General features: G+C 62.1%; 12 protein-coding genes. 6 read left to right on the plus strand and 6 right to left on the minus strand.

The window, feature by feature from the left end:
- The first annotated feature begins 267 nt into the window (after window positions 1–267).
- Both secE and nusG read left to right on the plus strand, forming a co-directional pair.
- Complete coding sequence (gene secE / locus AB433_RS05500) at window positions 268–462, plus strand: preprotein translocase subunit SecE (RefSeq protein ID WP_047820242.1); 195 nt, start codon at window positions 268–270, stop codon at window positions 460–462.
- A gap of 49 nt (window positions 463–511) precedes the next feature.
- Window positions 512–1,048 (plus strand): transcription termination/antitermination protein NusG, encoded by a 537-nt coding sequence (gene nusG, locus AB433_RS05505; RefSeq protein WP_047820243.1) that lies wholly within the window; start codon window positions 512–514, stop codon window positions 1,046–1,048.
- A 172-nt stretch (window positions 1,049–1,220) separates the two neighbouring features.
- Here the strand turns inward: nusG and AB433_RS05510 are convergent, their stop codons facing one another.
- Window positions 1,221–2,609: an aminotransferase-like domain-containing protein gene (locus AB433_RS05510; protein ID WP_047823409.1), complete on the minus strand. Its 1,389-nt coding sequence runs from the start codon at window positions 2,607–2,609 to the stop codon at window positions 1,221–1,223.
- A gap of 89 nt (window positions 2,610–2,698) precedes the next feature.
- On the opposite strand from AB433_RS05510, the gene AB433_RS05515 reads away from it, so the two are divergent.
- Window positions 2,699–3,148 (plus strand): DUF983 domain-containing protein, encoded by a 450-nt coding sequence (locus tag AB433_RS05515; RefSeq protein ID WP_047820244.1) that lies wholly within the window; start codon window positions 2,699–2,701, stop codon window positions 3,146–3,148.
- 19 nt (window positions 3,149–3,167) lie between these two features.
- Here AB433_RS05515 and AB433_RS20995 read toward each other — a convergent pair whose 3' ends face one another.
- The 3 genes from AB433_RS20995 to AB433_RS05530 form a co-directional block, all read right to left on the minus strand.
- Complete coding sequence (locus tag AB433_RS20995; RefSeq protein ID WP_156170686.1) at window positions 3,168–3,491, minus strand: hypothetical protein; 324 nt, start codon at window positions 3,489–3,491, stop codon at window positions 3,168–3,170.
- 404 nt (window positions 3,492–3,895) lie between these two features.
- Complete coding sequence (locus AB433_RS05525; protein ID WP_082134806.1) at window positions 3,896–5,545, minus strand: Mur ligase family protein; 1,650 nt, start codon at window positions 5,543–5,545, stop codon at window positions 3,896–3,898.
- Window positions 5,542–6,306 (minus strand): alpha/beta fold hydrolase, encoded by a 765-nt coding sequence (locus tag AB433_RS05530; protein ID WP_047820245.1) that lies wholly within the window; start codon window positions 6,304–6,306, stop codon window positions 5,542–5,544. Before AB433_RS05530 ends, AB433_RS05525 begins: the two co-directional genes overlap by 4 nt.
- Before the next feature lie 104 nt (window positions 6,307–6,410).
- Between AB433_RS05530 and AB433_RS05535 the strand changes: the two genes are divergently transcribed.
- From AB433_RS05535 to AB433_RS05545, 3 genes are all read left to right on the plus strand, one after another.
- Window positions 6,411–7,568 (plus strand): D-alanine--D-alanine ligase, encoded by a 1,158-nt coding sequence (locus AB433_RS05535; RefSeq protein ID WP_053059008.1) that lies wholly within the window; start codon window positions 6,411–6,413, stop codon window positions 7,566–7,568.
- A gap of 42 nt (window positions 7,569–7,610) precedes the next feature.
- Window positions 7,611–8,609, plus strand: a complete 999-nt coding sequence (gene glk, locus AB433_RS05540; protein ID WP_047820246.1) for a glucokinase — start codon at window positions 7,611–7,613, stop codon at window positions 8,607–8,609.
- Between the two features lie 168 nt (window positions 8,610–8,777).
- Entirely contained in the window at window positions 8,778–9,068 is a 291-nt protein-coding gene (locus AB433_RS05545) for a UrcA family protein (protein WP_047820247.1), read from the plus strand.
- 69 nt (window positions 9,069–9,137) lie between these two features.
- Here AB433_RS05545 and AB433_RS05550 read toward each other — a convergent pair whose 3' ends face one another.
- The gene (locus tag AB433_RS05550) at window positions 9,138–11,189 is read right to left on the minus strand and encodes a 3-hydroxyacyl-CoA dehydrogenase NAD-binding domain-containing protein (RefSeq protein ID WP_047820248.1); all 2,052 of its coding nucleotides are present in this window, start codon (window positions 11,187–11,189) and stop codon (window positions 9,138–9,140) included.
- Window positions 11,190–11,936: 747 nt separating this feature from the next.
- On the minus strand, window positions 11,937–12,551 hold the full coding sequence (locus AB433_RS05555) for a hypothetical protein (RefSeq protein WP_053059009.1): 615 nt from the start codon (window positions 12,549–12,551) through the stop codon (window positions 11,937–11,939).
- Window positions 12,552–12,586: the final 35 nt, after the last annotated feature.

Here is a 12,586-nt window from a genome sequence, read left to right on the forward strand (position 1 = left end):
GGAAAAACAAGTTGCGATTGCTATCGGTCTGCGGCGGCGATGGAAAGCGGCAATCGCGGGTAATGCACCGATAGGGCGGCGCATCGGCAGACCGGTGCGCGCCAAAGCAGGCACTCAGCCCTTGCGCGGCGCGGCTTGGGACACTATTGGCATTGCCACATTCCGACATCGGAAACTTCAACGCCGTCTCCCAGCCTCGCTCGGAGCGGCGATGGACCGATGGCGAAAGACATCAAACGCCGCCAAGGCAGCATTGAGAGAAGAGACATGGCAAAGACCAGCCCCGGTGAATTCATCAATCAGGTGAAGGCCGAAGGATCGAAGGTCGTCTGGCCGACCCGCAAGGAAACGGTCAGCACCGCGATCTTCGTGGGGATCATGATGGTGATCCTCTCGATCTTCTTTCTCGGCGTCGACTCGCTGTTCGGTGCGGTAATGAAGTGGCTGTTGTCGCTCGCTTAATTCCGCGACGCTGCCCTGCACGAAACGACTTTCAAGGATACAAGACACAATGGCCCGCTGGTACATCATCCACGCCTACTCCGGCTTTGAGAACAAGGTGAAGGAAGCGATCCTTGCCGAGGCGGAGCGCACCGGGCTGGAAGCACTGGTCGAACAGATCGAGGTTCCGTCCGAAACGGTGACCGAGGTAAAGCGCGGCAAGAAGGTGCAGTCGGAACGCAAGACGATGCCGGGCTACGTTCTCGCCAAGCTGGCGATGAACGACGACATCTACCACCTCGTCAAGAACACGCCGAAAGTCACCGGATTCCTCGGCAACAACAACAAGCCGCAGGCCATCAGCGAGCGTGAGGCCGCCCGTTACTTCGGCCAGCGCGAGGAACTGGCCAGCCAGCCCAAGCGCGAAATCAGCGTCGATTACGAGATTGGGGATTCGGTCAAGGTCCTCGACGGTCCCTTCGCCAGCTTCAACGGCGTGGTGGAAGAGCTCGACTTCGACAAGAACAAGGTCAAGGTTTCGGTGTCGATCTTCGGGCGTGCGACGCCGGTCGAGCTGGACTTTGAGCAGGTTGAATTGGTGAAGTAAGAGCTATTTGTGATGTGTCCTCGCGGTGCGAGGATCCCTCACACGCCGAGCGCGGGCCATCCGGCAGTCGCCTTCGGCGCCCCGTTGTTGTGCTGAAAAGCGGACTGTCGGCTTACGACCGCGATTGCGGACATTATTGAAACATGTCGACCGTGCGACTTTCCGCCTTCTCCTAGACTAGAGGGCCTTTCCGGCCTTCACTGTGGTGCAACACGGCATCGAGCCTTTCGAGCGCCCGCGTGAGCTTGTCCCGGCTAAGGGTACCGCCGATGGACAGCCGGATCGCCTGTCGTCCGGTATCGTGGTGCGGTACCCTGAAGCTCTCGCTAGGCACGATGGAAACGCCCAGCGGTTGCAGCAGGCCGACCAGTTCGAACGGGCTGATTTCGTCCTCCAGTGGAATCCACAGATGATAGCCCTCACGCGTGGCGCGATAGCTGGCCGGAGGGAGTACGGTCGCTACGATTTTCTGCCGCGCGACGCATTCCGCCCGCACCTGATCGATGAGTTGCTCCCACGCACCGGACAAAAGCCACTGCGTGCAAACGGCCATGTTGAGCGGCGGCGCCATGACCGTGGTTTCGTGGATATCCGCGGCAAGCCGCATGATGTCGCGCACGTGCGGTGCGCGAAGATAGGCGATGCGCAGCGAAGGCGAGATCATCTTCGACAGGCTGGTAACGTGCCAGGTGCGTTCAGGCGCAATGCTGGCCACCGGGGAAATGTCTGTGGTCGCTAGTCGCCCGTAGGGATCGTCCTCGATGACGGCCAAGTCATGCTGCCGGGCAATCGCCGCGATCGCGGCCCTTCTTTCGAGAGGCAATGTGGCGGTGGTCGGATTGTCATTTGTCGGGACGAGGTAGATCGCGCGCACCGGATGCTCGCGACATGCCGCCGCAAATGCGTCGGGCAAGATGCCCTCGTCATCCGCTTCTAGCGGAACGATGCTCAGGCCCCTGCGCCGACAGATCGAAAGCCAGCCGGGATAGACGAACGGCCCGGTACACACCGCGTCGCCCGGCTTCAGGATCGAGTTGGAGATGGCATGGAGCGCCGTCTGGGCCCCGCTGGTGACGAGCACATTCTCCTCGGTTGCAGGGATGCCCCGCGCAGCCAGCCAGTCAGCCCCGGCCTGCCGGTCAACCGGCGCGCCGCCCGCCGGCTGGTATTGCATCCGGTTCGCAGCCGCAGGGCCTCGCAGAACCTCTGCCAAGGTGTCGGCGAACAGGTCGGCAAAGGGATTGCCCTGCGGGATGGGTGGCAGGTTCATGCCCGTATCGAATGGCGCGATGCTGGCCATTGCCGGGGTCGAAGCATGCTTTTCGAGCACGAAACTTCCCCTGCGCCCTTCCGCCGCGATCAGCCCGCGACGGCGGGCTTCGGAATAGGCGCGCGTCACAGTGCCGGGATCGACGCCCAGTGCTTCGGCCAGGTCCCGTTGCGGCGGCAGCCGATCACCCGCCTTCAACCGACCCGCCCCTATATCGTGGTCGAGCGCTTCGCAGATCGCCAGATAGACCGGGCCTTGCGAGCCATCCACTGCTGGGAGCCATTTTTGCATCATTTTTGCTTTATCTTTGCTTGCATGCAAAACTCATATAAAGGTAGGGGCGAATCGCCAATAGCCAATCACCAAGGTTGTATCATCTCGTGAGCGAAGAAGACCTCGAACAAGCGGAGCGCGCCGACAAGGCGCGTTGGATCTTCCGCTCCGGACTGAAGGGTCTGTGCCCGCAGTGCGGCAAGGCGAGCATGTTCCGCAAGTGGCTGAAGCTGCGGGATACCTGCCCGTCCTGCGGGCTCGACTATGCCTTTGCCGCGCCGGACGACGGCCCGGCCTTCTTTTCGTTGTGCATCGTCGCGTTCCCCCTGACATTCATCGCGGTCTGGCTGCAGGCAGCGTTTGAGCCGCCCTTCTGGGTGCACCTCGTGACGTCGTTGCCACTGCTGGTGATCGGCTGCATCTGGCCGCTGCAGTACATCAAGGGATGGCTGGTCGCGTCGCAATACGTGAACAAGGCGCAAGAGGCCGGGACGGAATCTCTTTGGGCCGAGCTCAACGATCGCGAGGCGCAGATGCGGAAGAACGATCGGAACTGACGCCGTGGACATCGTAACGTCATCTGCCGCGGCATCGAATACCGGAAGCGCGCAGTCGATCGCGCAGGCGCGGCAGGCGGTGGCGCAACATTTTCTGGCGATCGACAAACCCCACCTCGCGCGCATCGTTCTTGACGGGCAAGGTGACGATTTCGACGAAGTGCAGCTTGCCGTTAGCGTCCTGGCGAAACAGGCCGGAACCATCGCGCGCTATCAAGATGCGTTGCACCAGTATGCCGATCATGGCTTCTGGGACGACGCGCTGCCGGGCGGGCCCCTGGCGCTGCACGATGCCGGAGAAATGGCGCGCAACGTCCTTGCTGGTCGGACTGCCTTTTTCCACGGCGACTGAGACGACCTCGGCATCCAGCTTGACTGCGACCCGACTTGGGCTTGATCTTCTGAATCAAGTCGAAGCAACTGCAAGGATTTGAAAGATCCGGGTACTTGTGATGCTGGGCATACCAAAGCCTTGAAGAACAGCAGGCCCTTTCCGCGAGCTTGTTCAGATCTTCTCTGGTTGCTGACTTTTCGCTTTCCAACCCATAGTTCACAACAGGTGCGCTGTCCTACACGGCCAAATCTTGCGATCATGTCGGCGGCTCTTTCGCACCGTCCGTCCGCCTGATCGGCAAAATCGATCAATCTCACTCCATTGATTGAGTGGATTTTTCTCACGCGTGTAAACTTTGTCAACTTCCAGCCAGAACGAGCTGGTCGCCGATCGCCTGAAAACTAACCCAAAATCTACAACAACCGCCGCTCTTCCAGCAGGTCCGGCAGGTCGTTCTCGTACAGCACGACATCTTCCGGCTTCGCCTCGCTCTCCAGCGCCTTGCGCGCGTCGGCGAAGCTGGCGACTTCGATGGCGGGCTTGCCGTTTGCCGCCAGTGCCCCGGTGAACGCCGCGATCCGCGATGGGTTCACCGCATAGACCATGTCGGCGAGGTCAGCGGTATATTCGCCCAGCTTGGCGTGGACGCGGTCATGCTCAATGCCCAATTCGGCGATGCCGGGGGTGACAAGGATCGCCCGCCCGCCGCGCTGTTTCGCCAGTTCGGCGGCAACGGCAACCGCATTGCGAAAACCAGCTTCGTTGGCGTTGTAGGCATCGTCCAGCACCAGCGCCTGGCCGGGGCTTTCGCGCTTTTGCAAGCGGTGCGGCACTTGCTCGACATCGGGCGTGACCAGCGGGATGCGGTCGGCAATTGAGGGATCGATGATCCACGCCGCCGCCACCGCCAGTGCAGAGTTCACGATGTTGTGCTCGCCCAACAAGGGCAGTTCATAGCGTAGCGTCGCAGGCTGTCCGTTTTTGGCATGCCCCTCACGCCGGTCTTCCAGCACGATGACCCAGTCGGCCTGTTCCAGCGTGGCGGAGACGACGCGGATGTCCGCGCCTTCCTCCGGCCCGACGCTGACGACCCTTTCGCCATACTTGTTCCGCGCATCGGCGAAGGGGGCATAGGCCAGGACCTGCGTCGAAACGATGGCCGTGCCGCCGCGTTCGCAAACATCCTCGACCAGTTCGCATTTGGCGCGGGCGATGTTCTCGACCGATCCGAAGCGTTCGGTATGCGCATCGCCGATGGCGGTGACGATGCCGTAATTCGGGTGCACGAAATCGCAGAGCCGCCGGATCGAGCCTATGCCATAGGCGCCCATCTCGGCGATGAAATAGCGGTGGCTCCACTGCAACCGCTCACGAATATGGCGCGTCAGGCCCAGCACCGTGTTGATCGACCCGCGCGAATAGAACACCGGGCCGGATACGCTCAGCACCTCGGCAAAGATGTGCTTGGTCGTCGTTTTGCCGAAACTGCCGGTAATGCCGATGCGGATGGGGTTCAGCCGCTCCAGCTTTTCCCGCGCTTCGGTCACATAGCCATCGTTGATTCGCTGCTGACCCGGTTTCAGCACTGCGTTGGCGATGACCAGCGTGAATGGCAGCAGTTGCAGCCCAATAATTGCGGGCAGGGCACCCACCAGCGTAAAGGCCACCGGCACCACCGCGAACCATGCCGCCAGATTGCGAATGCGCCGTGCGCGTTCGGTCATCACCAACGGTTTCTTGTAGGCATAGCCCTTTTCGCGCCACGCAATTGCGCTGATCGCGGCGGCGGCGATCAGCATGGCCGTCATCATCCACAGCCCGCCCATGCGCGCCGCACTCATGAAAAGCATCACGACGATCAGCGCCAGCAGGACAAGGCTGGCCCGCACGTCGAACAGCCGCACCCGTCGAACCGCCGACAGGAAGCGCGACCCGTCATATTCTTCTTGCTGAAAATAGGTCAGCAGCGTGTGCAACCGGACCCAAGCAAGGAACCCGACCGAGCCGGTCAGCACCACCGTGCCAGCCAGCAGCGCGAGTTGATAAATGCCGAGGCCCATCATTTCGCCACCGCCTCTTTGATGGCCAGCGCAATCTGGTGCCGCCCCCGGTCAAGGATCGAGATATGGTCGTAGAACGGGCATTCGACATAAGTGCCGTTCTGGACGAGCGAGGCGATCTTGCGCCCGATTTCCGGCGGGGTTTCGGTATCCGCGCCGCCGTAGATACAGGTCGTGGGGGTGGGAATGCGGGGCAGGTCGGCGCTCTGATCCTCGCTTATCGTCTTGACGAAGATGTCGCGCATTCCGGTCTCGCGGCTCATAACATAGTCCGGGCTGCCGAACCGCTTTTCCAATTCGATCAACTCGTCCACGGTCCCGGCCTGCGCCTTCAGCTTCTGGAACTTGCGCCCGTTCCATTTGCGCTTCCAACGGTCCTTCGCATTTACGGTGCGCGGCACGCCTGCGCCAGCGACGATGACCATGTGGTCCAGCATCCCCGGTGATTGCACGCCCAGCCGCAGTCCGATGCGCCCGCCAAAGCTGTGCCCGACCCAGACGCATTTCGGGATCTGCAACGCGCCGGTGACGTAACGCGCCATGAATTCGGCATAGTCCGCCGTGCCCCACGGCTCATCAGGCCGTTCGGACTTGCCGTGGCCGGGCAGATCGAACAGGTAGGCGTCGATGGAGGGTGCGAGCGCCTCTGCCACGGGGATGAAATCGCGGTGCGACCGTCCCCAGCCGTGGGCGAAGACCACCTTGGGCGCGCCCGGTGTGCCGATGCGGATGTAATGGGGTTCAATTTGCGGGGAAGCCTGCATGGGCCCCTTTCTTACAGCCGGAAAAATGGCGCACAAGGTGAACGCGCGAGTCGCACACAAGACTGCGACAGATGATTTTGGACCGAGCCGGAGAATTGGCCGCGATGAACGATATAAAACGGGTGGCGGTGCTGTTCGGCGGGGCGAGCCAGGAACATGACGTCTCGGTCGTGTCCGCGCACCAGTTGATGGACGCCGCCGACGTGCGCGGGATAGAGGTGGTGCCGGTCTACACAGATTTTGAAAACCGCTTCTATTCAGCACCTTTCCTGCGCGATATCAGGCGGTTCAAGCCAAAACCTGCGGGCGCGCCCGAAGTGATTTTCAGCTGGTCTGAACGTGGCCCGGTGATGCGAGAGCGTAAGAGCCTGAGGGAAACGCGCATCGATTGCGTGTTGCCGGTGTTCCACGGACCGTTCGGCGAAGACGGGCGATTGCAGGGACACTTCGAGCTGCAGGGCATTCCCGTCACCGGCTTTTCCGCCGGGTCCGGCGCGATGGCGATGCGCAAGGATGCGACCAAGGCGCTGGTCCGGCTGGCGGGAGTGAACGTGCTCGACCACGTGACCGCCAACCGGGCGAAGCTGGCCGATGCCAAGGCGCTGATCGCCGAAGTAGAGGAGGCGTTCGGGTTCCCGACCATCGTGAAGCCGGCCAACCTCGGTTCTTCCATCGGGGTCGGACTGGCCAAGACTGCGGCGGAACTGCCCGCGCTGGTCGCCTATGTGCTGGCGCAGGACAACCTTGCGATCATCGAGCCTCAGGTGCGGAATCTCGTCGAATACAACATCGCGATGCGCTGGGACGAAGCGGCTCAAGAGGTGAAGTTCAGTGCGATAGAACGTCCGAAGTCCGGCGCAGAACTGCTTGATTTCAAAGAAAAGTACCTGTCATCGGGCGGCGGCACCAAGGGCGCGTTCCTGCCAAGCGAGGGGATGCTTTCGCTTACCCGCGACATCAATCCCGACCTGCCGCCCGATTTCAAGGCGACGATCCACGACTATGCCCGCCGCGCGTTCATAACGCTGGGCCATCGAGGCGCTCCGCGCATTGACTTCATGTCGAACAAGGAGACGGGAGAGATCTGGTTCAACGAGATCAATGCCATCCCCGGTTCCTACGGCTTTTTCCTGTGGGAAGCGGCGGAGCAGCCGCTGCTGTTCCCCGAACTGGTCGATCATCTGGTGACAGAGGCACTGCGCGATACGGTGAAGCGCTTTGACGATCCGGTGCCGCAGACGGCTTACCTATTGCCGCGCTGATCGGGCTAGGCATCCTGCGCAACTGCGTTTAGCACGGTATGCATGGTTTCTGATAACGTTCAAAAGATCGTCGCCATCGATGTCGGCGGCACCAACGCCCGCTTCGCCATTGCCGAAATTGCCAATGGCAGGGTTGTGCGACTTGATAACCCGACCACTTTTGCCACGGGCAGCGTTTCGGGCCTATCCGCCGCGTGGGACCGGTTTGCGGAGGCGCATGCCAAGGACCGGGGTGGCCCACTGCCCAAAGCTGCTGCGCTGGCCGTTGCCGCGCCGCTGACGGGTGAGGAAGTGCGCTTCACCAATTCCCACTGGGTGATCCGTCCTGCCGAGATCGCCGGCGAACTGGGGCTCGACGCACACGTTCTGATCAACGATTTCGAGGCTGTGGGCCACGCTGTCGCCATTGCCGGTGACGAGGATTTCGAGCATCTCACCGGCCCGGCTCAAATCCCCTCCCATGGTGTTACAACCATTGTCGGCCCCGGCACCGGGCTGGGCGTCGCCGCGCTCAGTCGTGATCCTGACGGAGCCTATCGAGTTCTGCCCACCGAAGGCGGCCACATCGGTTTTGCGCCCGAAGACCGGGTCGAGGAGCAGATCCTGTCGCACGTTCGCGGCACCCTGCCGCGCGTATCGGTCGAACGTATGTGCTCCGGCCCTGCGATCGTGCCGCTGGCAGAGGCGATCGCCAAGATCGATGGCCTTCCAATGCCCTCAGGCGATGACCGAGAGCTCTGGCTGTCGGCCATGTCGGGCACCGATCCGGTCGCGGTCAAGGCGATGGAACGGTTCTGTATGATCCTTGGCGCGGCGGCGGGGGACTTTGCGCTGGCGCACGGATCCTATTCGGTGGTCATCGCGGGCGGGTTGGGCCTACGGCTGAAGGACCAGATCGCAAAATCGGGCTTTGCCGAGCGGTTCGCTTTCAAGGGTCGCTACAAAAAACTGATGCTGACGATTCCCGTTCGCTTGATCACGCACCCGCAACCCGGCCTGTTGGGCGCGGCGGCCGCGTTTGCGCAGAAACACGGTCGATAAACACCGATAGCGTCAAATCCCTGCCGGATAAGCGTTTCGTCGGCCAGCATATGGCGTTGGTCGGCAAGCGATGACATTTGTCGACACGCGTGTTGCGCCCATAGAACACCGCGTGATCGTTGCGCGGACAGCGGTCAAAACAGCCTCGTCATTTCGAGGAGGACCATCATGAAGACCGTTTCGATCATCGCCGCCGCCGCCGGACTTGCCATCGCCGCCCCAGCTTTCGCCGAAAGCGTCAGCGTGGAATACAGCGACCTGAACCTTTCGACCGAGGCCGGTCAGAAAGAACTCGACCGCCGTCTGAACAATGCCGCCCGTCAGGTTTGCGGCATGGACCAGAAGCTGACCGGCACCCGCGTCCCAAGCCGGGAATCGCGCGAATGCTACAAGAATGCCCGCGCCCAGTTTGAACAGAGCATCGCCGCTGTGACGGCAAAGGAAGCCCGGGGCGGCTGACAGTCCCGATAAGTCGCCCAAGGTTGCGCCCGGTCGGAAACCCACCGACCGGGCGTTATCGCGTGGGGATCAGGTGAACGAGCCGCCTTCGCTGGCCAGCTTCTTCAACAGGGCGGCGGGTTTCTGACCCATCGCTTCGAGTCCGGCGACGATCTTCGGCAGCCCGTGAATATCGGCCCAGCACATCGGACCGCCCTGATAGGCCGGCCAGTTATAGCCGAGGATCGCGGCCACATCGATGTCGCCCGCGCGCATCGCGATGCCTTCCTCCAGAATCTTCGCGCCTTCGTTCACGACGGGGTATAGCAGCCCGGCCATGACCTGTTCGGGCGACAGTTCCTTGTCTCCGGCAATTCCGCGATGCTTACGCACCTTGTCGACCACGTCGATTGCCGCCGGGGCAGGGGTGCCACGGCGCTTCTCATCGTAATCGTAAAAGCCGCCGTTCAATTTCTGACCCCGGCGCTCCAACTTCACCAGCTCGCCGGTCACGTTGACCTCTGCGGGGAATGTGATGACATCCAGCCCGACAAGGTCGAGCATCTGCAGCGGACCCATCGCAAAGCCATAGTCGCGCATTGCCGAATCGATGACTTGCATCGGCGTGCCGGCGACCAACATTTCGATCGCCAGGTCGATGTACGGGTACATCAGCCGGTTGGCGATAAATCCGTCGCAAACGCGCGCCAGAACCGGCGTCTTGCGGATTGCTTTGGCCAGCTTCATGCCGGTGGCGATCACGCTGTCGCTGCTCTTTTCGCCGCGCACGATTTCCAACAGTGGCATGACGTTTGCCGGGCTGAAGAAGTGCAGGCCCAGCACCATTTCAGGCCGCGAGGTGAAAGTCGCGATGTGATCGATGTCGAGATAGCTGGTGTTCGACGCCAGGATCGCGCCGGGTTTGGCGATGGTGTCGAGGCGGCTGAACACCTTCTCCTTGATCTCCATCGATTCGAACACGGCCTCGATAATCAGGTCCTTGTCGCCAAGGTCTTCCATGTTCAGCGATCCGGTCAGCAGGCCCATGCGGGTCTCTACGTCCTCTGCCGTCATGCGGCCCTTTTTCGCGGTGTTCTCGTAATTCTTGCGAATGACGCCAAGCCCGCGATCCAGCGCTTCCTGCTTCACCTCCACGATGGTGACCGGAATGCCGATGTTGGCAAAGCACATCGCGATACCGCCACCCATCGTACCCGCACCGATGACGCCAACGCTCTTCACGTCGATCAGCGGAGTGTCCTTGGCGATATCGGGCACCTTCGCCGTTTCGCGCATGGCGAAGAACACGTGGCGCAGGGCGCGCGACTGGTCCGATGCGAACAGGGTCATGAACCGCTCGTTCTCGACCGCCATGCCCTCTGCGAAAGGCAATTCGATGGCCGCGCGTACCGTTTCAAGAATGTGATCGGGCGCAATCACACCGCGGAACATGCGGCCATGTTCGGCCCGAAATTTGTCGAGCAAGTCTGAGTCGGCCCGGTCCTTTTCGGTCCACTCGGTCATCTCCGAAACACGCGGCAGCGGCCCGTCCTTGGCCATCACGGCCTTCGCCATGGCCAGCGCTTCGTCCATCAGCGCGTCATCGGCGACGACCTTGTCGACCAGACCCATCTTCTCTGCCAGCGGCGCCTTAATCGGCTTGCCGGTGACCATCATTTGCAGCGCCGCTTCGGCACCGACGATGCGGGGCAGGCGCTGCGTCCCGCCCGCACCGGGCAAGAGGCCAAGCTGCACTTCGGGAACGCCCAGCTTCGCCGAAGCGGCAGCGACGCGGTAATGACAGCCCAGCGCGACTTCCAGCCCGCCGCCCAGCGCGGTGCCGTAGATCGCTGCGACGACGGGCTTTTCAAGCGCCTCGATCGTGTTGACAACTTCAGGAAGCCACGGATCGGTCATACCGGTAGCGAATTCGGCAATGTCCGCGCCTGCAGGGAAAGTGCGGGCCTTGGCGGTCAGGACGGCTGCCTTGATGGCGGTGTCGGACGCGATTTTCTCAGCGGCGGCGACCAGCCCCTTACGCACGGTGGCGCCCAATGCGTTCACCGGCGGATTGTCGATCAGGACGGTGGCGATGCCGTCGACGACCGACAGGCTCACGGTTTCGGAAAGGCTCTCTGACATGGCGGCGGCTCGCTCCTGCTTGTTCTATGGTTCTGGTCTTGTCGTTCTGGCCCGCGCGTTCGTGCGGAACCATTTGCGGAAAGCCATGCCGATTCGAGCCGCAAATGGCAATTCCGTACGGGCATGCGCGGGTTTGCAGTGCCAGAAAGCACGCCAGAGTTGCTGAAACGAGAAAGCCCGTAGCGCGCATGCCGTTCCGCGCTTTCGCCCGGATGGACAGGCATAGAATGAGAAAGCCCGTAGCGGCACGACCGCTACGGGCTTTCGCATGGTCAGCGGCCGGAAGTGCCGCCCTGACGAAACCTCTATCGCCGATCCATCAGCGATAATGCCTCGTAGTGGACTTCACCGACCTCTCTGCTGAACCATGAGACATCGGATCACCTCCTTTCGCGCCGGGGCAAAAATTCCCGCATCGCAGACCCCCATTCATAAGCCTGCGTGCGGCGGGGCCGGGGCGGTACTTCGGATGCGATGCTCTGCCGTTCGATCGGCCATCGCGTCGTCCGCCCCGTCCTTGATTCGAGAGATTATATTGCTGCGCCGCAACCACAAGTCTTGCGCGAAAATTATTCACTGTCATAATCGATGACTTGGACCGGTTAAGGCGCGGAAAGTCCCTGATTCTACTCAGGTTTCCGTAAGGGCCTTGGCATTGCCCGGCCCGTTTCCACACCGTATCGAACGACAGCTACGGGTGCGCCGGGGCAGCCTCATTACAGCTATCCACAGGTGCGTTTTCGCGGCCTAGCGGCAGTCCTCCACCACCCGCGCGATTTCCGGCCAGCTGGGCAGGTAAAGCGTGGGCGTGTCGGCGACCTGCACCGCGAAGCGCCCGCGGCTGAAAATCACCGAATCGAGGAGCGGCGCGCGCGGCGTCACATTCGCCACGGCCTGTCCGTTCTGGACCGAGGCGGAGACCGACTCGACGCTTTCGGTAGTCGTGATCGTCATGATCGGTGCATTGCTGGAAGCCGTGGGCCGCCACAGGCGAATCATCGGCCCGCCACCGCGCTCACACGCCACGGTGAACTGCACCTGCCCGCCGGGTGCGGTGAACAGTGCGCGGCTGTTGCTGGCGTCGCCTCGATAGCTCCAGTCGCCCGGCGTGATCGGGGCATCGCGCCAGCTTGCCGGGGCCTGCACCATTGGCGTCGGCGCGGGGGTCGCCGTCGCAACCGGGGTCGGCGTGGGGGCGGGCATAGTCTCTGGCACGGGCGTCGCCGGGACACAGGCCGACAGCGCAAGCGCGCTGGCCGCCACCATTGCGCCGCCGATCAACCAGGTGCGGCGCATCGCGCCATGGGCCATGGATCGGCGTTGGTTGTCGGTCAGGGCGGGCGTATCGTCGCTTGGCGTCATGCGCGCGTTATGCGAAGGGCTTGGCTTCGCCACAA

Origin of the sequence: Croceicoccus naphthovorans, from assembly GCF_001028705.1 — a bacterium.
In the GTDB taxonomy this organism is placed as follows: Bacteria; Pseudomonadota; Alphaproteobacteria; order Sphingomonadales; family Sphingomonadaceae; genus Croceicoccus; species Croceicoccus naphthovorans.

Coding starts and splice junctions, on each gene's coding strand:
- glk (WP_047820246.1), top strand. CDS start 7,611: ATGGTTTCTGATAACGTTCAAAAGATCGTCGCCATCGATGTCGGCGGC.
- AB433_RS05535 (WP_053059008.1), top strand. CDS start 6,411: ATGAACGATATAAAACGGGTGGCGGTGCTGTTCGGCGGGGCGAGCCAG.
- AB433_RS05555 (WP_053059009.1), bottom strand. CDS start 12,551: ATGACGCCAAGCGACGATACGCCCGCCCTGACCGACAACCAACGCCGA.
- AB433_RS05510 (WP_047823409.1), bottom strand. CDS start 2,609: ATGCAAAAATGGCTCCCAGCAGTGGATGGCTCGCAAGGCCCGGTCTAT.
- nusG (WP_047820243.1), top strand. CDS start 512: ATGGCCCGCTGGTACATCATCCACGCCTACTCCGGCTTTGAGAACAAG.
- secE (WP_047820242.1), top strand. CDS start 268: ATGGCAAAGACCAGCCCCGGTGAATTCATCAATCAGGTGAAGGCCGAA.
- AB433_RS05530 (WP_047820245.1), bottom strand. CDS start 6,306: ATGCAGGCTTCCCCGCAAATTGAACCCCATTACATCCGCATCGGCACA.
- AB433_RS05545 (WP_047820247.1), top strand. CDS start 8,778: ATGAAGACCGTTTCGATCATCGCCGCCGCCGCCGGACTTGCCATCGCC.
- AB433_RS05550 (WP_047820248.1), bottom strand. CDS start 11,189: ATGTCAGAGAGCCTTTCCGAAACCGTGAGCCTGTCGGTCGTCGACGGC.
- AB433_RS05525 (WP_082134806.1), bottom strand. CDS start 5,545: ATGATGGGCCTCGGCATTTATCAACTCGCGCTGCTGGCTGGCACGGTG.